This window comes from Thermomicrobiales bacterium (genome assembly GCA_041390825.1).
Taxonomy (GTDB): domain Bacteria; phylum Chloroflexota; class Chloroflexia; order Thermomicrobiales; family UBA6265; genus JAMLHN01.
In genome coordinates this window covers 43,932-65,975 of record JAWKPF010000004.1, presented here as the reverse complement: position 1 = coordinate 65,975, position 22,044 = coordinate 43,932, and the positions used below count along the sequence as shown (strand labels likewise).

Annotated in this window: 19 protein-coding genes; 7 read left to right on the top strand and 12 right to left on the bottom strand. The window is 61.6% G+C overall.

The features are described 5' to 3' along the window. Nucleotides 1-22: 22 nt before the first annotated feature. The 3 genes from R2855_00315 (at nt 23) to R2855_00305 (ending at nt 3,142) form a co-directional block, all read left to right on the top strand. Nucleotides 23-2,131 (top strand): alkaline phosphatase family protein, encoded by a 2,109-nt coding sequence (locus R2855_00315; GenBank protein ID MEZ4529444.1) that lies wholly within the window; start codon nt 23-25, stop codon nt 2,129-2,131. Between the two features lie 3 nt (nt 2,132-2,134). Beyond that, a complete protein-coding gene (locus R2855_00310) occupies nt 2,135-2,641 on the top strand; it encodes a YkvA family protein (GenBank protein MEZ4529443.1) in 507 nt (168 codons plus the stop codon). A gap of 219 nt (nt 2,642-2,860) precedes the next feature. Next, nucleotides 2,861-3,142 carry a hypothetical protein gene (locus R2855_00305; GenBank protein MEZ4529442.1) on the top strand — a complete coding sequence of 94 codons (282 nt, stop codon included), beginning with the start codon at nt 2,861-2,863 and terminating at the stop codon, nt 3,140-3,142. A 331-nt stretch (nt 3,143-3,473) separates the two neighbouring features. Here R2855_00305 and R2855_00300 read toward each other — a convergent pair whose 3' ends face one another. The 5 genes from R2855_00300 to R2855_00280 all read right to left on the bottom strand — a co-directional run bounded on the left by R2855_00300 (nt 3,474) and on the right by R2855_00280 (nt 10,140). Beyond that, complete coding sequence (locus tag R2855_00300; GenBank protein MEZ4529441.1) at nt 3,474-3,923, bottom strand: hypothetical protein; 450 nt, start codon at nt 3,921-3,923, stop codon at nt 3,474-3,476. Between the two features lie 60 nt (nt 3,924-3,983). Continuing rightward, complete coding sequence (locus R2855_00295) at nt 3,984-5,273, bottom strand: MFS transporter (GenBank protein ID MEZ4529440.1); 1,290 nt, start codon at nt 5,271-5,273, stop codon at nt 3,984-3,986. Between the two features lie 133 nt (nt 5,274-5,406). Then, nucleotides 5,407-6,663 carry an MFS transporter gene (locus tag R2855_00290; protein MEZ4529439.1) on the bottom strand — a complete coding sequence of 419 codons (1,257 nt, stop codon included), beginning with the start codon at nt 6,661-6,663 and terminating at the stop codon, nt 5,407-5,409. A gap of 154 nt (nt 6,664-6,817) precedes the next feature. Next, the gene (locus R2855_00285; GenBank protein ID MEZ4529438.1) at nt 6,818-8,845 is read right to left on the bottom strand and encodes a phosphatase PAP2 family protein; all 2,028 of its coding nucleotides are present in this window, start codon (nt 8,843-8,845) and stop codon (nt 6,818-6,820) included. 395 nt (nt 8,846-9,240) lie between these two features. After that, the gene (locus R2855_00280; protein ID MEZ4529437.1) at nt 9,241-10,140 is read right to left on the bottom strand and encodes an LLM class flavin-dependent oxidoreductase; all 900 of its coding nucleotides are present in this window, start codon (nt 10,138-10,140) and stop codon (nt 9,241-9,243) included. Between the two features lie 140 nt (nt 10,141-10,280). Between R2855_00280 and R2855_00275 the strand changes: the two genes are divergently transcribed. The 3 genes from R2855_00275 (at nt 10,281) to R2855_00265 (ending at nt 13,274) form a co-directional block, all read left to right on the top strand. Then, nucleotides 10,281-11,063, top strand: a complete 783-nt coding sequence (locus R2855_00275; GenBank protein ID MEZ4529436.1) for an ATP-binding cassette domain-containing protein — start codon at nt 10,281-10,283, stop codon at nt 11,061-11,063. After that, nucleotides 11,064-12,131 (top strand): ABC transporter permease, encoded by a 1,068-nt coding sequence (locus tag R2855_00270; GenBank protein ID MEZ4529435.1) that lies wholly within the window; start codon nt 11,064-11,066, stop codon nt 12,129-12,131. 93 nt (nt 12,132-12,224) lie between these two features. Then, on the top strand, nt 12,225-13,274 hold the full coding sequence (locus R2855_00265; GenBank protein ID MEZ4529434.1) for an ABC transporter substrate-binding protein: 1,050 nt from the start codon (nt 12,225-12,227) through the stop codon (nt 13,272-13,274). Nucleotides 13,275-13,993: 719 nt separating this feature from the next. Here the strand turns inward: R2855_00265 and R2855_00260 are convergent. The 6 genes from R2855_00260 to R2855_00235 form a co-directional block, all read right to left on the bottom strand. After that, a complete protein-coding gene (locus tag R2855_00260; GenBank protein MEZ4529433.1) occupies nt 13,994-14,731 on the bottom strand; it encodes an SDR family NAD(P)-dependent oxidoreductase in 738 nt (245 codons plus the stop codon). 80 nt (nt 14,732-14,811) lie between these two features. After that, nucleotides 14,812-15,609: an MBL fold metallo-hydrolase gene (locus R2855_00255; protein MEZ4529432.1), complete on the bottom strand. Its 798-nt coding sequence runs from the start codon at nt 15,607-15,609 to the stop codon at nt 14,812-14,814. A gap of 156 nt (nt 15,610-15,765) precedes the next feature. Continuing rightward, complete coding sequence (locus tag R2855_00250; protein ID MEZ4529431.1) at nt 15,766-16,335, bottom strand: hypothetical protein; 570 nt, start codon at nt 16,333-16,335, stop codon at nt 15,766-15,768. Between the two features lie 3 nt (nt 16,336-16,338). Further along, nucleotides 16,339-17,103: an enolase C-terminal domain-like protein gene (locus R2855_00245; protein MEZ4529430.1), complete on the bottom strand. Its 765-nt coding sequence runs from the start codon at nt 17,101-17,103 to the stop codon at nt 16,339-16,341. 646 nt (nt 17,104-17,749) lie between these two features. Further along, nucleotides 17,750-17,881 (bottom strand): hypothetical protein, encoded by a 132-nt coding sequence (locus R2855_00240; GenBank protein MEZ4529429.1) that lies wholly within the window; start codon nt 17,879-17,881, stop codon nt 17,750-17,752. A 32-nt stretch (nt 17,882-17,913) separates the two neighbouring features. Continuing rightward, a complete protein-coding gene (locus R2855_00235) occupies nt 17,914-18,828 on the bottom strand; it encodes a hypothetical protein (GenBank protein ID MEZ4529428.1) in 915 nt (304 codons plus the stop codon). A gap of 171 nt (nt 18,829-18,999) precedes the next feature. On the opposite strand from R2855_00235, the gene R2855_00230 reads away from it, so the two are divergent. After that, complete coding sequence (locus R2855_00230) at nt 19,000-19,299, top strand: hypothetical protein (protein ID MEZ4529427.1); 300 nt, start codon at nt 19,000-19,002, stop codon at nt 19,297-19,299. Between the two features lie 312 nt (nt 19,300-19,611). On the opposite strand, the gene R2855_00225 is transcribed toward R2855_00230, so the two are convergent. Further along, complete coding sequence (locus tag R2855_00225) at nt 19,612-21,936, bottom strand: LuxR C-terminal-related transcriptional regulator (GenBank protein MEZ4529426.1); 2,325 nt, start codon at nt 21,934-21,936, stop codon at nt 19,612-19,614. Nucleotides 21,937-22,044: the final 108 nt, after the last annotated feature.

Genomic DNA, 22,044 nt, shown 5'->3' with positions numbered 1-22,044 from the left:
CCAATTCGAGGTCTGCGATCGAATGAACAGCCGTTTCCTCAGCTATCTTCAGTATTTCGTCGGGACAACGCTGGTCAATATCGTTGGCCTTGCCATCCTGAACTGGATCATCGACGACTTCAGGATCGAAACATGGTGGGGATTGCTCGGCATGGCGTTGCTCATGTCGATCGTTCCCGGTGTGGCGGTTGCCATCGCGTTTCGGTTTGCGCGCCTGATTCACCCGATCGTCTTTCCGTTGATCGCCTTCGCGCTCTCGGCGATCCTGGTTTTCATCTCTCCCGACCTCCTCGACGCAATTGGTATCGATGGCGTTCACATCGTGGGATGGGAGACGGCGCTTTGGATAGCGCTCGGCATCACCTTCGTCGGAACCATCGTTGGAGCGATCTTCTCACTGAACGATGAGGTCGGATATGACCGCTTCGTTACCGACCAGCTCCGCAAGAGCTATGACAACATCAAGGTCACATCCGACAAGCCGGCGCTCCTGTTCATCGAGTTCGACGGGCTCTCCATCGACGTGCTGCAGCGCGCGGTGCGCGAAGGCTATATGCCCACGGTCAAGCGCTGGATGGATTCAGGCCAGTATGTGCTGACTGGCTGGGAGCCGGATCTTTCCTCCCAGACGTCTGCGAGCCAGGCCGGCATCTTGCTGGGCAGCAACGAGAACATCCCCGCGTTCCGCTGGTGGGACAAGACGCGTGGGCAGCTGATGGTCTCGAGCTCGATGCATACCGCCGCCGCGCTGGAGGATGAGCTTTCGTCTGGAGACGGACTGCTGGTGCACGAGGGAGGGAGCCGCTTCAACGTCTTCTCCGGCGATGCGGCCGACTCCGTGGCTACATTCAGCAAGGTGTCTACCTCCAAGTTGGGCAAGAACGCGTCATATCTGGCGTATCTGGCCAATCCGTATCTCTTGCCACGCACCCTGGGACTCTTCATCGCCGATTGCGGACGCGAAGTCATCGAAAGCTTCAAGCAGCGCCGCGCGAACGAGATTCCCCGCGGGCATCGCAAGTTCAAATATGTGCTGACCCGCGCGGCCACCACTACGGTGATGCTGGAAGGCGGACGCTTCGTGGCGACCGCGGACATCATGCAGGGACTCCCATCGGCCTATTACACGTTCTTCAGCTATGACGAAGTGGCGCACCATTCCAATATCCGAAGCACGGATGGTCTGAAAGTACTCCACGTGATGGACCGCATGCTGGCCGGTCTGGAACGCGCGGCTCAGGATGCGCCGCGGCCGGTGCATCTCTTCCTGCTCAGCGATCATGGTCAGAGTCAGGGACAAACCTTCTTGCAGCGTTTTGGCAAGTCCCTCGAGGATCTGGTGCAGGAGCTCATTGGGGAAGATGCCAACATCAAGGCGATTCTCGATTCGCAAGAGGCGATGGGCAACATCAATATGGCAGTGACCCAGGCCGTCAAGGGAGATAGCCGTACTTCGGCATTGACCGCTCGCATGCTCAAAGGCAAGTCGGACAACGGCTCCGTTCATCTCGGCGCCTACAAGGAAAAGGACAAGGCGGTCGAATCGACGACACAGCAGGGCGAGGTCGACGTGGTCGTGCTCGCGTCCGGAAACCTCGGGTTGATCTCGTTTCCGAAGCATCCCCAGCGTCTGACTGCCGAAGAGATCGCCGAGCTCTATCCCAATCTGGTCCCCGGTTTGATGACGCATCCAGGCATTAGCTTTGTGCTGGCGAATTCGAGTGTCGATGGCGGCGTCGTCTTTGGCCCGAAGGGGGTCTACTACCTCGACAACGACACGTTCGCAGGCGAGAACCCGCTGGCTAACTTCGGACCCTTCGCGCCCGAGCATTTGCGTCGCGCGAACAGCTTCTCGAACGCGCCAGATCTCTATGTGAACAGCATGTTCGATCCCGACACTGAGGAGGTTGCCGCGTTCGAAGAACTCGTCGGCAACCATGGCGGCCTGGGCGGCCCGCAACAACGGCCGTTCATCCTGCACCCGGCGATCTACGCCGCGCCGACCGATCCGATCGTGGGAGCAGGTCACCTGAGCAAGATCATGAAGGGGTGGATCGACCAGGCGCAAGGTCCGTTCCCGGCGCTGCCACCAGCTGTGGAATCGGCGCCTTCGACCGCGGCGGCGGACTAGCCCATGGAAACCGACGAGAGTCTTGGTTCTGAGGGCGAGCGTCCATTCGAGGAGCCAGTCACCGAATACGACCGCATCATGGCGCGTTTCAAGGCGAGTGTGCGGCGCTTGCCCCGGTACGGCCGGCTTGCGGCGAATATGTTGCGAGACGATCGCGTTCCGTTGGAGGCGCGAAGCGCGCTTGTGGCGGGTGGCGCCTATGTCATTTCGCCGATCGACCTGATTCCCGGCTTCATTCCGGTGCTTGGTCAGCTCGACGACTTGCTCGTGGCGCTGCTGGGCTTGCGGTTCGCGCTGGCGCAGTCGCCCGTAGAGGTGCGAGAAGAGCATCTGGAGCGCGCTGGATTGCGCGACGAGGACTTCGCCGAAGACCTGCGCACCGTACGCGACACGTCGATCTACCTCGTCAAATCCGGGGCGCGCCGGACCGCGCGTGGGGTGGGACGGGCGGTCCGCTCGGCCGGTGGGCGTTTGCGCCGCAGGATCGACCACGGGGAAGCATCGGTCTGACAATCTGAAGAGATTGTGAAATGGTTGTGTATACTGGGTTCGATGGGCTATATCGGACGTGCAAAGCCCATCTCCCAATGCTGGCTGAAGGTGCGGAGCGAATGTGATCGGCGAGTTCGCCGATTATGACAGCACCGCATAACGTACGTGATTTCACCCGAAATCCAGGCAGCTTTCGGCAGAGTTGCGGGAGCGCACGGACACGGGAAGGTGTCAACTATGAGCCGCGGCCGGCGCGGGCTCTTCGTGGTCGAAGAGCCGGTGGAGGACTCGGGTCAGTTCGGTTGCCCCATGCTTGCCAGGTGTCGTTCGAATCCTATCGATCCCGACCAGCCGTCGTGGCGATGCAATATCGGCTGGGCGATTCACGGGGCCGGGGATGCGGCGAACTGTCAGGCGACCGAGTCAGTAGCTGATTGCTGGAAAGTCCATCCAGAACGACTCCCGATCGTCGAGATCGAGACCGTGATGCTGATCGAATCTAAGGCCACTGCTGATTAGGGCATTCGAACGAAGCCAGAATCTCTCGAATAGCACCCGTCCCGGTCTACTGGGGCGGGTGTTTGGTGTTTTGAGGGAACGGGCGGAGGAAGAGGCAATGGGCAACAGGCAAAGGGCAATGGGCAAGAGATAGAGGGGTAATCGGCGGAGGGGAGATCTGATACGGAATCAGACCTGACTCACAGGGGCGGCACACCGTCTGTCCGCGAAATCCCACCGTTGAAACGCTGGGCTATACCCCTCGGCAACACCCGGATTTCGTATACGGGAGGCTCGGCAAAGCAACGCTGCGAAGTTCAGCTTTTCACTTTTGCCTATTGCCTGTTGCCTTCTAGATCCGCCTCGATTCCGCCTGGACTTGCGCTTCCGACTGCGGGGCGTAGGCCTTGATGTATCGCTCGACTTCGGCCGGGGTTTGGGTGCGCAAATCGACCGCCGGGTACTTTGAATTCGAGGGAAGGTAGAGGTGGAAGGTGGAGACGACCGGCTCGATGCGCTCGGCTTCCGCCCACCAGTTGTAGAGCTTGGGCAGCCAATCGAAGCTCTCGGCGTTGACACGCCACAGCGCGACACCAGCGCCGCGCTCATAGGTCAGCGCTTCTCCGAAGTAGACCGTCGCCTTGGGGTCGGCTTCGATGATGCGAAGGACATCTTCGTAATGCCGGGGAGAACCCTTGAGCGAGAAGCGATAGCCGTCGACCTTCTTCGGCACGGGCTTCTTGCGGTTCACAGTCCACCAGGGTTGTCCCGGATTGATCTTCTGCCGGCTGAAAATGCCCATCTCTTCCCTCGGACGTGCTGAATTCGACCGGCAACTGGCCGGACGCGCATCGTGCAGATTCTACCCGATCGAGTGGGCTTCATCCCTGGCCGGTATGTCGTTCACCGGCAGATGCGGGGGAACGCCATGCAGCACAGAGCGCAACGCGCCGGTGGTCACCAGCGCGACGGGGCCGCCGAGCCCAACCACCAGGCCGGCAAGCGCGACGGTGAGCGGTGGTCCGAGCACATCGGTGATCTGGCCGATGACGGCAAAGGAGACGAGCGCCGACGCTGCAATCACCCCTCCCCAGATGGCGTAGACCCGTCCCCGCATCTCGTCGGCGGTCCATTCGGCCATGTATGCCTGCATGGCGATCACGGCCCACGCGTCGGCCAGCCCAAAGAGAAATGCAAGCAGATAGAGCACAGGAATCGGCGGTTCGAGCACGGCCGGAACCATGATGAGTGGCCCGAGATAGCCAAGGAAAAGCATGTTCGCGCGTCCGGTACGCCGTTCCAGCCGGCTGGCGGTGAGCGCGCCGATCACGGCGCCAGTGCTCATCGCAACGGCCAGCAAACCATAGAGGAAGTCGGCGCGGTTCCCAAGATCGAGCGTTTCCTCGAAGTAGACGACCAGGGTGATCGACAGCACTCCGAAGATCAGCGACCAGAGACCTTCCGTGATGCACACGCCGCGGAGGATCGGAGTGGTCCAAATCGTGTGAAATCCCTGGCGCATCTCGTGGGTCGAGTTGCGCGCGATCACGCCGAACCGACTGCGCGAACCCCGGTCGCCCGCTGGGAGCACCAGGCGCCAGATCCAGGCAATGGCGATGGCGTAGCAGATCGCTTGCAGGACAAACGGCGGACGGGGCCCGGCAATTCCTACGATCGCGGCACCGAGCGCCGGGCCGACGATGCGCGTGATGGCGCCGGTGACTTGCACGAACGAGAGCGACGGCACCAATGCGTCTGGTTCCACGATCGTCGGCAGTACGGCCAGGCTGGCTGGCATGGCGAAGGTCTGCCCAATCCCGAGCAAGACGGCGATGACACCGAGTTGGGAAGGTGTGTCGACGAATGGCACAAACGCGATGGATCCAGCACGAAGGGCATTCGCGACGAGCATGATGCCGCGGCGGTCGAGGTTGTCCGCCAGCACTCCGGCAAAGGGCGAGAGAATCGCGCGCGGCAGCATTTGCAAGACGAAGATGACGCTCATGAGCGCGGCAGAACTGGTCATGTCGTAGACCAGCAGCGGCAACGCCACCTGTCCGACGGATTCTCCCAATCCAGAGAAGAAGTTCCCGGCCCAGAGATTCTTGAATTGGGTGTTCCGCAGAACCTGTCGGTAGGAGTGCGTGGTCATCGGGTCCGGTCCCCTGGGTCCAGGGTGCAGGGAAGCACGCTCTCCCGCGATGGAACGCGGATGTGCTGCTCATCGCCAAACACGAAGGCGCTCGACTTGGACTGTGCTGGACGCTGGACCCTGGACACACGTCTCATACCGATTCCTCCAGGAGCACGCTCGCCGCAATCGGTTCTCGCCGGCTTCCAAGCAGGCAAGCGAATCCGCCAAGTGCGACGAGTCCGGCGGCCAACCACATCGTGGCGCGCAAGCCGAGATGCTCTCCGGTCCATGCGGCGATCAGCGATCCAACGATGACCGCCCCGACTTCCAGCACCCGAAACGATCCATTGATGCGTCCCAGCCAGGCGTCCGGCGCGAGTACCTGCCGTAAGGTGGTGCTGTGAATGTTGAAGATCGTTTCGGCGGGGTCGGATAGGAGCTGGGGTATGAGCAGGAGTACAACCGCGATCCAGTTCGCCGTATGGGCGAACGGAAGGAGCGCGTTTGCGGATGCGACGAAAAAGAGCAGGAACGACATGCGCAGCAGGTGGTGTCCGGCGCCATAGAGCCTACCGGAAACGAGCGCTGCCCCCAGCGAAGCGATTCCGCCAAAGGCGAAGATCATTCCCAGTGGCCCAGTTTCGAATCCGAGCGTGTCGACCACGAACAGAAAGAAGACCGTGGTCGTCATTCCGTGGCTCAGGCTGAGGAGCGCTTGCGCGATCGCCAACACGCGCATGACACCATCGTCACGCACGTAGCTGAAACCGGCGACTGCTTCTTCCACCAGCGACGTGTCGACCGCTTCGTCTCGTTCGATCTCCTCCGGCAGCTCGATCTTGCGGATCGCGGCTGCAGACAGGAGAAAGGTGACCGCATCGACCAGCAGGGCAAACGGCGCGGTGAAGATCTGCACCAACCAGCCGCCGATGGAAAACGAACCGAACTCCGCAACCGATTCGGTCGCGGTAAGCGTGCTGTTGCCTTCGATCAGCCGGTCACGGCCGACCAATCCCGGCAGGTAGCTCTGATAGGCGATATCGAACAGCATCGACAGGATGCTCAGCAAACCAGAGACGATCAAGAGGTGCCAGATTTGCAGGTGATCGGAGAGCGCCAGGACCGGCACCGTGAGGAGCACCGCGGCGCGCCCGAGGTCCGCGCCGATCATCACCGGTCTTCGTTTGCGCCGGTCGATCCACGCGCCCGCCACCAACCCCACGATGAAGCCTGGCAGCAGCGCGGCGATCCCAAGCGCTGCCATATCGAAGGGGGTGGCATCGAGCTCGATGACCGCCAGGAACGGAATGGCGATTCGGCTGATCAGCGAACCGAACACCGAAACCGTTTGCCCAAACCAGAGCTTCTGAAAATCCGGATCGCGTCGAACCGAGCTCGAACGTTTCATGTGGGCCTTCGCGTCGATCGCGCATGATTGGAACGGCAGCGGATCATACACCACGACATCGAGATCCGATGGGGAGCGGGCTGAGGGGTCCCGCTCCGTCGGATCTCGATGCCAGGTGAGGAGGAGGTTGGAGTCGTAGCCAGGGGGCAGATCCCTATGCGGCGAGCGGCTCCGCGTCAGTTGTCAGTGTGCGTGCCGGGAGGAGCTCGATTGGCTCCACCTGGGCCGGCCGCGCAATCCACTTGCGCGTTCCGGACTTGAGATAGACCTGCTTGGGCAGTTTGAACAGCATCGCGTCTGTCATGACCCGCATCATCAGGCGATTGCGCCGGATCGGTTCCGAAGCGAGATAGGCCACCGAACCAGCTCCCGGGATCGCGGCGACGAGCATGACCAGCGGTGAGTGAATCCCGAATTCGCGTTTCCACTCAGCGCGATCGATCTTGCGCCGCATCAGCAGCACGGTCGACCAGCCCAGGGCGCCTGCCACCAGCATGGGGCGAATGATGCTGCCGAACGGGAAGCGGAGCGGAATGCTCAGCAGAATGTGCCCTCCCAGGTACGGCATCATCTTCTGGAAGTCCGGCTGCGTGATCTGCTCGCGCAGCTTGATCGTCTCGTCGTCGCGCAGCCGCCCTTCGGTCTCCCAGCGGGTCACGCCGGCATCGATCCAGCTCAGTGCCTTCACGTTGCCGCCTTGCCAGAGGTCGCGGCCCTTGGCAATCGTTGCTTTGATGCCGAATCCACCGGCTGCAAAGGCGAACGCATGATTCCAGAAGCGAGTCTCCGATGCGTGCCACTTGGCGACTTGTGTTTCTGCGTCGTCGACCAGTGCCCGCAGCTCGGTCACCCAGTCCTCGCCCATGGCGGAAACCATGGCGGCTTCTTCGCGGGCAACGTAGTCCCGGAGAATGTCGAAGAAGATGTCATCGAAGAAGGGAACCATCTGCCGGCTGAACGCGCGCTTCCAGGTTTTCAGCGATGCGAGCGGCGAGACGAGTCCCGATTCCAGATCGACGATGCGGAAGCTTCCGTCCGCGGTTTGCAGCACGTTATCGACTGCACGCGGCTGGCGCGGATCGATCTGCCAGGTCGGGAATCCTGCGTCTTCGAACCGGCCGCGCAGATCGGTCAGGAAGGCTTTGGCCGCATCGCGGTCTTTGACCTCGGACGCCTGGACGAACTCGCTCACCAACGCCAGTCGGCCATTGATCTTGTCGACTCCAAGCACACCGGCGGTCAGCCGCTCACCGTACCAATACTCGGTCAGCATTCCGGCCAGGTTGCGGCGGTATGCCGCGGCCCAGAGCGCGTGCACATTGGAGATGTACGGGAACGGGGCTTGAAACGCGGCCCAGTACAACGCGCGAGGAAGCAAACCAGGAGCATAGACCTTGGCGACGGTCGAACCCTGGAAGAGCACGAGACTCGTGAGGGCGTGCGCGTGCGGGGTGGTCTCGTTGTGATCGAGCCACTGCGCCTTGATCAAGGGCAGCTTGTCCAGCGACTGGGTGCGCTCTGCGACTTCCGCGAGCACGATCGCCAGAACACCGCCCAGGAGCAGCGCGCCGAGCACGTCACTTGGCCAGTGGGCTCCCTGCCAGACGCGGCCGAACGCGCTGGACGCCACGATAACTACCGATCCGGTCTGGATCGCCAATCGAAGCGCGCGGTGCTCGATGCGGCGTGCCAGCAGGAAGACGAGCCCATAGAAGAGCATGGCGCCTTCGACATGGCCGCTTGGGAACGAGCGCTCCTCGAAGTTCAGGCTGGTGCGCTCCAACTCCGCCAGATGGGGGCGGGTGCGGGTGACCAGCAGTTCGCCGATGACCGTGTTGAGCACACCGCCGATCGGCATGAGGACCATTGCCAGCGCGGCGGACCAGATCCGTCGGGTGGCGAACGCCACCGTGGCCAACGCCCAGACCGCGATCGCCCCGGTCGAGCCGGTCAGCTGGCTGATGCGATCCAGATACTCCGCCAACCCGGGAAGGCCGACCGCCTGCACCCGTGTCATCAGCGGGAGATCGAAACCGGCCAATGGACGCACCATGGCGTCCAGGAGCACGATCGCGAAGAAGATGGACATCGCGACTGCCACATGCAGCCGCCTGATGCCAAGCGCGGGACGCTGGACAGCCCCACCGCGCATACGCATGAGATCCTGAACCATTACTGCCATAGGAACCTATCCTCACCAACTATCACGACGGACCATTACGGTTGGGCAGCTCACCTCACCATTACCGAGCCACCCGGTTTCGCTTATCCCTGACCTCCCGGCTCGACTATCGCCCGCTACCCGGGCGACCGGACCGTCAGTTCTGTATACACATTCTGCCGGCGGGACTACGTCATGACCATCGGTAAAATCACGTATTCGATGACGTAGCCGTTATGTAGCCGCCTCTCCATAGAGTTGCGTAGAGCCCGCTGCGGCTGCAGTATCCACGCGCACCCCACGCAGGTAGGACGCGACACAGTTTCCCCTGTGAAATCCCGGTCATCTGCCAAACACGCAGAAGCAGACCAAACCGCGCGGTCTGGTCTGCAGGCGTTTTGGAACGTAGCGCGCGCCTATCCGGCCAGAGCACGCTCACGAGCGCGAGCGAGCGATGCGATGCCTTCAGCGTTCAACGGATCGATGTTCGCGATGACATGATCGACCCCGGCCAGGCGGTAGGCGCGCAGTCCTTCGGCAATCTGCTCGACCGTGCCGGAGAGGACTTTGGCGGGATCGGGCTGCTCCTCAGGCGGTCCCAAGAGTTCGTCAAAGCGGATGGCGACCCCGGCCGTGAACTCGATCTCGCTGAAATCGCGGTCGATCGCATCACAGGCGGCTTTCAGGTTGTTGCGGTCAGTCTCGATCGAAGCAACATCGCCCCACCATGCCGTGTTGTAAGCGTCGGCATACTGCGCCACCAGGCTCATCATGCGCGGTTGTTTGCCAGCAATCAGCACGGGAATGCGCCGGGACGGTTTCGGCAACATGAGGCAGTTCGGCGCGGAAACGTACTCGCCAACGAAATCGACTGCGCCATCGTGCACCAGCGGGGCAATGATTTTGGTCGCTTCCTCGAACTGATCGACCTTGTGCGAGAAGTTCAGCCCAAAGGCGTCGAACTCGGCAGGGTGCCACCCGGCGCCGATACCGAGTGTCAGACGCTGGTTGCTGACTTCGTCGAGCGTGACCGCCATCTTGGCGGTCACCGCCGGGTTGCGAAAAGCGGTGCAGAGCACCAATGTGCCCAGTTCCACTCGATTGGTTGCCTCGGCCAGCGCCGATGCGATCGTCCAGCCTTCCCAAACACCCTGTGGCTGCTTCCCGGGAAAGTGATAGAGAAGATGATCGTAGATCCAAACGGAGTCGAGGCCAGACGCTTCCGCTTCCACGGCATGCGCGCGAATCTGCGCATAGGGCGGTGGAGCGCCAACAGCTTCATCTTCACCCAGCAAGAGAATCAATCCAATTTTCACGAATCCTCCTATCGATATCCGGGCATCGCTGTATACGTCATTGTTGGTCCATTCCAACGCTTTGGTATCCTACCCCGGCAGACGAGCAGGCGGACCAAGGCAAGCCCGCCCTGGTGACATTGCCAACGAAAGGCTCAAGGATGAGCGCTCCGACTCCGGTCCTCGAAGCGCGAGGCATCTCCAAATCGTTCGGCGCCGTGCGCGCTCTGGACGACGTCAACCTCTCGATCTTCCCGGGACAGATCGTTGCCTTGATCGGCGACAATGGCGCTGGCAAGAGCACGCTGATCAACTGCATGACCGGGGTTTTCCCGCAGGATTCGGGCGAGTTCCTTTTCCATGGCAAAGCCGTGACGATGCATTCACCGCAGGACGCCCGCAATCTTGGCATCGAAACGGTGTATCAAGACCTCGCTGTGGCGCCGCATCTCGATTCAGCTGCGAACATCTACCTCGGCCGCGAGGCGATGAAGTCCGGCATTCTGGGCAAACTCGGCTTCCTCGACAACAAGCTGATGATGGAGGAAACCGCCGGCGAACTGAAACGCCTGCGGGTGCGCATCCCCGATCCTCGCCGGCGCGTCTTCACGCTTTCCGGCGGTCAACGCCAAAGTGTCGCGGTCGCTCGTTCGGTGAAATGGGCGAGCAATGTCGTCATCATGGACGAACCGACTGCCGCATTGGGCGTGGCGCAATCGCAGATGGTGCTCGATCTGATGCGTGAGGTGCGCAACTCGGGCATTCCGGTCATTTTCATCAGCCACAATATGCCCCACGTTTTCGAGGTTGCCGACCGTATCGTGGTGCTTCGGCTGGGAACCGTTGTGACCGAGCTCGATCCGAAAATCGATACCATCGACCAGGCCGTTGGATGGATGACCGGATCGTTCTCCGAGTCGTCGAATGGAAACAGGGCAGCGTAAATGTCGCAACTCCAGGAGATTCAGAATCCCACGCCCGAACCGCTGCCCAAACTTTCGTTCCGCCAACAGCTCCAGGAACGGTTCGATTTCGCCTGGACCTATATCTTCGTTGTGCTGGTGGCGCTGATCGTGATCTTCACGCTCTGGCATGGCACGAAGTTCTTCGACCGGACGAACTTCCGCAATATCGCGCTCGACTCGTCTCAGCTGATGCTGCTGGCGATCGGCATGACCTTCGTCATCATCACCGCTGGCATCGATCTCTCCTGCAGCGCGGTTTTGGTCTTCTCGGCTGTGGTTGGCGCGAAGGTCATGTCGCGGCTCTCTGGCAGCCCGGAGCAGGTCAAGCAGTACGACTTTCCGAACCAGGATATTGGGATTCCCGTCGGCCTGGCTGCGGCGGTCTTGTGTGGGCTCGTTTGGGGGATCGTCAACGGAGTTCTGATCACCAAGCTTCGTCTTCCACCGTTCATCGTCACGCTTGGCACACTCGGAATGGCGATCGGGCTCGGCCAGATTATTTCGGGTGGCCAGACCGTTGCCTATGTTCCGATCGACGTTCAGACATGGGTGGGCGCTCGCCGTTTCTTCGGATGGTTGCCGTTACTGGTGGTCATCACGACTATCGTGGTCATCCTGGCGATGATCCTTTTGAGCATGACGAAGTTCGGTCGCTACACCTTCGCCATCGGGTCGAACCAGGCAGCGGCCAGACGCGCTGGTATCAACGTCGATCGGCATTTGATAAAGGTCTATGCGCTGAGTGGCACCATGGCCGGGATGGCCGGCGCATTCGAGGTGGCGCGCTTCGCAACAGCATCGACCGCTTCTCACTCGGCAGACAATCTGAACGCCGTTTCGGCGGTCGTCATTGGTGGCACCAGTCTCTTCGGAGGGATGGGCTCCATCGTTGGTTCGGTGATCGGGACCTTTATCCCGACCGTGTTGCGCAACGGTCTCATCATTGGTGGCATCAATCCATTCTGGCAGCAAGTGACGATTGGCGCGATTCTGATCGTGGCTGTCTATTTCGACCAGCGCCGGCGTAAAGCGTCGGAGCGGATGTAGGAGGCTCCTCGGCGCCGTAAGCCGAGGCCCGATTGTGTGTGCTTTGTGGCAACCGTAGCCACGTAGGCCAAGCTCTCGATGAAAGGAGTTCGCATGACCAAGCGGTCGGACATGTGTTTCAACCGGCGTGATCTGATGAAGGCCGGTGCGGCAACGGCAGCCGTGGCGGCGCTCGGTGGTCTCAACTACACCCCGGTGGGTGCGCAAGAGACCAAGAAAGTCACGTTGATCCAGGGGATCCAGAACGATCAGTTCTATATCTCCATGGCCTGCGGCGCCCAAAAAGCCGCTGACGAGCGCGGAATCGAACTCACGGTTCAGGCTGGTGAGAAGTGGGACCCTGCGATCCAGACCACGCTGCTCAACGCTGTGGTGCAGTCGGACCCGGATGCGATCCTGATCGCTCCGAACGACCGCGTCGCGATGATTTCACCGCTGAAGGATGCCAAGGATGCTGGCATTGCCATCATCACAGTCGACACCTTCATCGAGGATGACAGTGTGGCGCTCGCCAATGTTGCCTCGGACAATGTCCTCGGTGGGAGTATGGCCGCCGATGCGCTGGCCGAGTTGATCGGCGAAACTGGCAAGGTCTACGTCTCGAACACCATCGCGGGCACGTCGACTACCGACCAGCGCGCTCAGGGCTTCGAGGAGCAGATCGCTACGTACCCGAACATCGAGTACATCGGTCTCGACTACAACAACAACGACCCGACCACCGCCGCGTCGCAGACCAGCGCGCAGTTGCAGGCGCATCCGGACCTTGCCGGTATCTTCGGCACCAACCTGTTCAGCGCCCAGGGCGCTGCGGCGGCCGTGAAGGACGCCGGCAAGACGGGTGAGATCAAGATCGTCGGTTTCGATGCCGGTCCGCAGCAGGTGGCCGATCTCGAGGCTGGCGTGGTGGACGCGCTCATCGCGCAGCACCCGTACGACATCGGGTACCAGGCCGTGAATCTGGCCGCGGATTACCTGCTCGACGGCACCGAGCCGGCCGAGAAGGTCTACACCACTGGCTATTCAGTGGTCACCCGCGACAACATTGGTGATCCCGAGATCGCCCGCTACCTCTACGTCTCGGACTGCTCCGAAATCCCGGCGGACGCCGGCGCGTCGCCGGAAGCTTCTCCGGCCGCGTAATCGCGGGATACTTCACTACCTCTACGAGGCGGGTTCGCAAGAGCCCGCCTCGTTTGTGTTCGGCTGACGAGAATGAGGCTGTCTCTCCCCCAGAGTGATCATCAGGGAACCTGAAGCTCGTCCTTGATTTCGCGCTCGATGGTTGCACGGCCAGTCAGAAACACATCATTGAAACGATCAATGCGTCCCAGAGCCCTCGTTGCCATGGGACTCATCCAACCTATGGCCTCGACGATCTGAGCGTGGAGTTGGTCGATTGAGAATGCAACGGGTCGGTTCTGCCGTCGCTGAAATGTCATCCCTCTCAGTATCGGCTCGTGATGCATGACCCGATTGCGCAAGAGGCGGATGTCGTTGCATCGGTCGTGCACCGCATGTCGGGGGTTGGGAATTGCCGGAAGGTTCGGGAAAGCCGTGTAGAGAAGTGAAAACTTGTTGTCTGCCCAGAGCTGGCCGCAGCGTACGCAGCGAATCTCGCCGGTGAGATGCCGCGCTCAAGTTCAGCCAGAAACTGAGCTACCACGGTCCACTCCTTTTGTTCTCGAAGTCGAGAAATGGTATGATGCTGGCGTAGTCCCCAGGGTATCCATCACTCGTCTTCGGGCGATGCTGACGACCCTGGGGTTTTGCATAGTTCTCGGATCGTCCGACCGCTCAACGCCCCAGTCCACATCTGGACCGGGGCGTTTCGTGTCAATCGTCTGTACCAGTGAGATGAATCAGTACGTTGCGCGGCCGCCGGAGAGGTCGAAGACGGCGCCGGTGCTGAAGGAGAGGTCGTCCGAGGCGAGGAACGCGGCCAGGGCGGCGACTTCCTCAGGCTGACCGACGCGCCCCATGGGGATGCGGCTGGTCATGTAGTTGATGTGCTCATCGGTGAGCTGGGAAAGGATCTCGGTCGCGATCACCGCCGGGGTGATGGCGTTGACCAACACACCTTTGGTGGCGACTTCCTTGGCCAGCGCCTTGGTGAGTCCGATCACGCCCGACTTCGCGGCCGAATAGGGGACGGCGTTCGGATTGCCTTCCTTGCCGGCAATCGACGCGATGTTGACGATGCGGCCATACCCCTGATCGATCATACCGGTGACGAAGGTCTGGCATCCGAGAAAGACGCCGGTCAGATCGATATCGATGACCTGCTTCCACTCGTCGAACGAAAGTTCCCAGGTCGGCGCGGCGCGTCCGGCGATGCCGGCGTTGTTGACCAGAATGTCGAGTCCGCCGAAAGTGGCATCGACTTGCTGCTTCGCCGCTGCCCACGACTCAGGCGAGGTGACATCGAGCTTCACCGCAATCGCGCCGTTGCCGATGTTCGCCGCCGTTTCCTTGCCTTTCTCGATATCGAGGTCCGCAATGACCACCTTCGCGCCGTTGGCCGCCAGGCGAGTGGCGATTGCCGCGCCAATACCGCGCGCGCCACCAGTCACCAGCGCGCGTTTTCCGTCGAATTGCATCGTTTCGTTTCTCCATTCGAGTTCGGGTCGAACCCGCAAAAACCGTCTGTTGGGATCATGCCACAGCCGGCAATTCGGAATTAGCTGTTCGAGAAGATCGCGATCTCGCCGACGTCGAGTATCCGGACTTCGGAGGTTCCGCCGAGCTTGGCGAAGGTGGCCGCGAACTCCAGTGGATCGAGCGTGGCGCCCGGACCAAATTCCTCCGGTGTCCACATGTTGTAGTGCATGGGAATGACGACCTTCGGCTCGACATACCAGGTCAGCAGCGCGGCCTCGTGCGCGGTGAGATTGCCGCCGACGCCGTTGATCGGCACGATCATGACGTCGATGTTCTCATCTGCAAGCGGCCGGAGCCGGGCATCGTATTCGGTATCGGCCACATCCCAGATCTTCAACCCATCGACTTCGAGGAGATAGCCCACGGCTTCCGGTGCGGGAGCGGTCGGCGTTTCGTGTCGCGCGAAGGTTGCCAGCACGTCGATCTCACCAAAGGTTCTTCGCTCGCCCTCGTCGATACCCACCACCTTCTCGACCGGCCAGCCCCAAACGGGAGCGCGCGACGCACAGGTAATCGGTCCAGCGAATGTCCCGGTCGCGCCGCTCGCTGCCCAGTGCTTCACCAACGGCACGTCGAAATGATCTTCATGCCAATGAGAGATCAGGAGAAGGTCGGGTTGCAGCATGTCGGGATCGATCGGCGAGGGGATCTGCCGCGCGAGACCCCATTGGGTCTCAGCCCAGTCAGTGAGATAGGGATCGATCATCACGATCGTGCCGGCCGAGGTCTTGAGCAGATACCCAGCCTGTCCCAGCCAGACGATGGCCACAGCGCCGTTGTCGACCTTCAGTTCCAGGATCTGTTGTTCCAGTGACATTCGCGTCTCGACTCCTGCGCAGTCATCCTGAACCAGGTAAAGGATCTCTTTTCCGTTGGAGCATCGCTTCGGCGCGACAGTCAGCTGGAGGGTGGCGGCGACGAGAGAGGTTCTTCGCTGCGCTCAGAATGACAATGGCCGCGCTTCCCCGTTGATCTAGCTGACGCCTTTCAAACCGATGAGCGCGCGCGCGTGATCCAGCTCGCCGAGGTGACGGATCCCGTGCTGGAAGATGACCGAATGCAACAGGACGGAGAGGGGAACTCCCTCGCCGTCCTGCACCACGCGCCCGACGAAGCTTGCCTGATAGTTGGCTGGCACACCTGGGTACTTCTCCGCTTCGAAGTCGGCATCCGGCAGTGACGCCAGAATCGATTCGGTGTGGGTGAAGACCGTGTGCTGGTAGTCATTCCAGGTCGCGGCGTTGCCGATGCTGGCGGTTTGCGCCTCTTCCACCTTGTCACCCCGGCGGATATCGAGCGGGTTTCCGCCGATGCGCTCCTGCCAGTTGCCCGCCTCCCAGAGGGTCGGCTCGTCGAGCACCGCCTGGCAGATGAGCCGGTCTTCGCCGCGCACATAGTGAAGCAGCGTGAAGGCAATCGGGAGCACGCCGTCGCGCTCCCGGTAGTTCATTTGCTCGACCGTCAGATCGTTGGTGGAGAGGGTCCAGAGCCGGTGAAGCTCCTTCACCTCGCGTAGGAAACGCTCGCGGCTGGAAACAGTCATGGGTTACTCCACGCGGTACTTGTCGAAGACGTCCTTGTTGATTTCGATGCCGAGACCGGGAGCCTTCGGAATGACGATGCAGCCGTTTTCATCGAGCTGGACGGCCGGATAGACCAGATCGGTGTTGAGAATGGAACCTTCTCCGGGGGCCGGTGTTTCCTGGAAGAGGCTGTTCGGGATCGACGCGTTGACGTGAATCGACGCGGCGCCCAGGATGCCGGTGCTGAAATGATGCGGCACACAAGGCTTGCGGTGCGCGTAGCAATAGGCGGCGATGCGCATCGTTTCGGTGATGCCGCCCACGCGGGCCACATCCGGCTGGATCACATCCAGGTTGGCGCGTTCCACCAGGTCGCGGAAGTCGCCGATGGTCTGCATCTGCTCACCGGCGGCAATGCGCACCGGCGACCGGTCGCACAACTCGCGGTAGCCGTCCCAGTCGTCTGGGTGCAGCGGCTCTTCGAGCCAGTAGATGTCGTAGTCGGAGAAGATCTTGGCTCGGCGCAGGGCGGTGGTGTGGTCCCATTCCGGTCCGCCCGAATCGTACGCCCACCCGACATCGAACATGATCGGCGCATCCGGGCCGACCGCGTTGCGCACGCCTTCGACATGAGCGCGGTCCGACTTCTCATGGAAACCGAAGTCCATCCAGCCGAACTTGAAGCGCGGTAGCCAGCTTCCTTGAAGCGCGCGGCTTTTTCCGCCGTCTCGACGCCGTCCTTGCCGAAGAGCGCCGAAGCGTAGGCGCGCACCTTGGCATCGGTCGATCCGCCGAGCAGGTCGCAGACGGGTTGACCGTAGGCTTTGCCCTTGATGTCCCAGAGGGCGATATCGACACCGGAAATGGCGTGGATCACCGCGCCGCGGCGGCCCATGTAGATGGTCGCCTGGTACATCTTGCGCCAGAGCCGTTCGATATCGAGTGGGTTCTCGCCAACCAGCACTTCCTTGAGGCCGACCATGACGGAGTGGGAGCGGGGCGCGTCGACGATCGCCTTGGCGACGTGCGGTTGCGATTCCGCCTCACCGATGCCGGTGATTCCCTCATCGGTGTGGACGAGCACGACCGCCACGTCCTGGGTGCCGCCAGATTTCCGAGATGCTCGGAATCTTCAACAGGCGACGCCGGAGACGCGATTTCACCGTCGTCTTCTTTGCGGCAACGACGTTCCAGCAGACCTTGCCCGAGCCTGCGACCAGCTTCGACCGTCAATGTGCGGCAATGGAAAACGGGCCGTGCGAGGATGCACGGCCCGTGAACGGAGCGCGACTGGCCGGGCTGGGACCAAGTCGGAGCTGGTTCCTGACGTTCGCCTACGAGCGTATGCGCGCGGACGCCCTGGCAGTGTCGCCCGTTACAGGTGTGGTGTGTTCTGCGACACATGCGGCCCCCTGTTGGGGAGCGGGAACCGCTTCAACCCCGCCCGGCCGAGATGTGGTGTCGCGTTGCGTCTTCGATCATCACGGTGATGACGCGATCGCGCAGGGCGGTGATACCCCAGGTGGCGTTCGAATTGCCGATATCGTGAGCGTTGTTCATATGCATCGAGCAATGACTCCATTTGCTTGCCGTGCCGTTCAGTGCAGCCCGGCTATTGGGGTGGACATGCCTTCGACTGTCAGGTGACCGATCATCCCCAGCGCCGCGTGCGGAACGCCGTCCGGCTCGTCCAGGAAGCACAGGAGGGTGTATTCGCCCGGTTCCAGGTTGGCCAGCACGAGATCGTCCGATTCGCCGGGAGCGATCGCGACTTGCCCGATGAAGTCGATCTGGGACTCATCCACTTCGCCGGCGATGGCTTGCTCGGCAGTTGCTCCGACTGGAAGTCGAACCACGATGATCTCGTGCGGCACGGCGCCTTCGTTGTGGCCTCGCAGCACGACGTACTGCGCGTTGTTCACCACATCCCGGTCGAGCTGGAACGCGAAGTCATCCAACCCCACCTCCACCACCTCCTGAGTTCCCTGCGGTTCCTCCGGGAGATAGACCTCCTCGTCGAACTTGATGTAGCCATCCTCTTCGATCACGAAAATGCGCGACCGGTAGTAGAGGTGGTCGCCGAAGAGATGCACGAACTCGGCGCTCAGGCGACCGTCGGAGTAGGTACGGACATCACCGAGCGAAAGAATCGTGATAGGAAGGTTGAATGCCTCGAGCCCGGCGACGACATCCGCTGGATTCGTCGTGCCAGCTTCGGCAATCATCCGGTCCGGCGTCAGCAGAGCGGCATATGCGGCGTAATCGCCCGCGTTGCGGCAGGCGACGAAGTTCTCGATGCCGGCGATGACCCGGGCGGTCGTTGCGGGATCGGCCGGCGTCGCCAACGTGGCATCGCCGTCTTCGGTAGCTGATGAAATGGGAGATGCGCTGGAGGCCGCTACGTTTGGCGCGGCACACGCGGCTGCCGCGAGACCTGTGTAGTGAGCGACGACCGTCACTTCGGCGAGTGCGATTGCAGCAAAGATCAATCCTGAGAAAACGATGCGAGCCATCGAGACAGCCCTCCTACTTATTTGGCCGTATTCGACGTGAGTTTCCGAACCATTAGGTGCTATTCCGCATAACGTGGGGGCTTGTGTTCCAGGCAGAATCCTGGATCAGGGGTGAGTGGGCGGAGCGCGTGGAACGATTTCGACCAACAGCCAGCTTTCCTGGAGCCGCCCTTGCGCAACCCGATCGATTCCGATGCCGCGCAGAACGGTTTGCTCACCCGTTGGTGGATGGCCGAGCAGCGGAGCCAGGTGCGTGCCGGTGATGGTGAATCGGCGAGTGACGCGGTCACCGCAGGTCAAGAGGTCGTCGAGATGAACCGTGAGATCGGGGAGCGCGTTCCGGAACATGGCAACAACGATGCGCGCACCTTCCGGACCGTAATAGTCGCCGTGCCCCAGATGTCCAACGTAGTCCGCAGCGACCAGTTCAGGTATCTGACGCGTCTCCCCTTTCCAACACGTTGCTCATGAAGCGCCGCACGACGAGTTCGGCGTTCGACGGGTCGGGCTGAATTCCGGTTCCCGCCGGATTCGTTTGCGCGTCCGATCGATTGCCGGGTTGTTCGTGGCTGCTCTCGAACGTGCATGCCGTTGGTTTCATCCGCGTACCCAATTGCCTCTATCGTGAGCATTGCGCTCCCGGCGAGCCGCCGGTCATGGATGCATGGTGCGCGGCGTGAAGATGACCGTCATCGGAGAGATGACGTAACGCCATTACCTATTTCGAGAGAGTGAGAAATCCAGCTACGTACGTGATGGATCGACCGTCGTCAGCGAGCGAATCTACTGGGAGAGCGGAGCGTCGTCGATCACGCCAAAACGGAGCGCGGTGGCGGCCGCTGCTCCCCGGGTGGGCACGTCCAGTTTGGCGAGAATATTGGCGACATGCACCTGCGCGGTTCGTGGGCTGATAAAGAGCGCATCGCCAATCTGCCGATCGCTCCTCCCCGCCACGAGCAGGCGGAGGACATCGAGCTCCCGCGCCGTCAGACCGAACTGGGAACGGGTGGCATGCGCTTGGGCAGTCTCATCCCAAATCGCTTCCTCCACAGCCTGCTCGATCGGCAGCGAGCGGCCGGCATTCCATGCGCTCTCGAACTTCTGCTCTCCCAACGCTACCCGGATCTTGGTGACCACAGCGTCATATCCGGAGCCGGACGCATGGCTCACGCTTGGTTCGTGTGGCATGCCAATCGTTTCCCGCAACGACTCGGCTGCCCCGAGTAGTCGGGCGGCTCGTTCGGGCTGATCCCCAGCGGCCGCCAGGGCGGCGCCGTCGAGCAAGATGAATGCAATAGTCACACGTTGTCCCAGTTTCCAGGCGGTTTCGAGACTCTCCTGGTACAGGGCACGTGCCGTCCGCAAGTCACCTCGCGCGCGCGCGACGCGGCTCATCAAATTGAGCGAGAACGTGAGCGCGACCCCAAACTGCTGGGCGCGAGCTCGCTCGACCGTCTGCCCGATCAATTCGGCGGCACGTTCGTCGTCGCCCATGCGGCGGGCGAGGGAGCCGAGATTGACCATGGCCATCGTCGCTCGGGTTTCGTCGCCCACCTGGTCACAAAGCGCAATCGCCGCTTCCAGATACTCGGGTCCTCGCTGAAAGTCGTTCTGCTCGTTTGCCAGATCTCCCAGGGCGTACAAGGCAATCGCTTCGCCGACCGGGTCGCCGATCAGGCGGCTCGTGGTCAATGCTTCCTGAACCTGAGCTTCATAGGCAAAGTCCCCCTGGTTGGATGCGAAGTGCCCGGCGATCCCAACCGCTCGTACCCGGAGACTGGGGGTACCACCCGGGAGCATGAGCGCATTGTCGAGCCATTGGCGCCCCTCACCAAGACCGCCGAACGTCATCCAATAGGTCCAGAGCTCCGACGAGAGGCGGAGCGCTTCGTCCGTTCGTTCTTGTTCGAGCAGCCAGTCCAGTGCAGACCGCAGGTTCGGAAACTCCGCGTCGATCCGCCGCGCCCACCGTTCCGCCGCTCCGTTCACCAGCATCGGCGCAGCCAATTCGACGAACTCCACACACCACATTGCATGCCGATTGCGAAGCTCGGCCGCATCGTCGCTTTCGGCCAGGAGTTCGGACGCATATTCGCGCACCGTTTCGAGCAGTCCGAAGCGCTCGATCTCTTGATCACCGTCGGGTTGATCGAGCACGCGCACCAGATTCTTGTCGACCAGGGAGAAGATGGCATCCAGCGGGTCGGCGCCCGTGCCGAGTGTGCCCTCGACCACGTACTCGTAGGCGTCGATCGTGAAGCCACCGGTGAAGACAGCCAAGCTGCGAAACCGGCGACGATCCGCCTCGTCGAGCAGTTCCACGCTCCAAGCAATCGCGTCTCGCAGCGATCGCTGGCGTTCAGGGGAGTCCTGCGGGCCTCCGGTGAGCAAGGCAAGTCGGTGCTCCAGCCGTGCAAGAATCGCATCGACCGACAGGACTTTGGCGCGCGCGGCGGCAAGCTCGATCGCGAGCGGCAGCATGTCCAGTTCCCGGCAGATTGCCACGATGACTGGTTCGTTCTCAACAGTGGCCGAAATGGACGGCCGCACTGCGCGGGCCCGCGCAACGAACAGTTCGATTGCCGCCGGCAGATCGAGTGGAGGCACCAGGTATTCCTGCTCGCCCGAAACACGTAGTGGCGCCCGGCTGGTGGCGAGCGCTTTCGTGCCGGGACACGATCGCAAGAGCATGGCCACGTCCGACCCGAACGGCAGGATTCGCTCAAGATTGTCGAGCACCAGCAGCAACTGGCGGTTCCCGATCGCAGTTGCCAGGCGATGCGCCAGCGGAGCTTCGCCATCTTCGAGCACCCCAAGCGTGCGGGCGAGCAGTGACAGCGCAAGCGCGCTGTCCGCAATCGGCGAAAAGTCGACAAACACCACTTCGTCGAAATCACTGGCAAGTTCGGCCGCGGCGCGGATTGCGAGGCGCGTCTTGCCGACCCCGCCAGGGCCAACCAGGGTCAACAGACGAAGGTCGGGTTGCTGAAACTGGCGCTGGATCTCGCGCAGGGCGAGTTCTCTGCCAACCAGCGGCGTCAGATCTGATGGCAGACGCTTTTGGACATCGAGGCCAAGGTCGAACTGGTGCGATCGCGGAAGTGCCACGGACCTGCTCTGTCGATGTGACGATGTCGATATTCCATGATGCGCTGCCGGTGGCCATGCGTCAATCGGCCGATTGAGAGCGAGCGGCGCAGCAGACGGCTTGACATG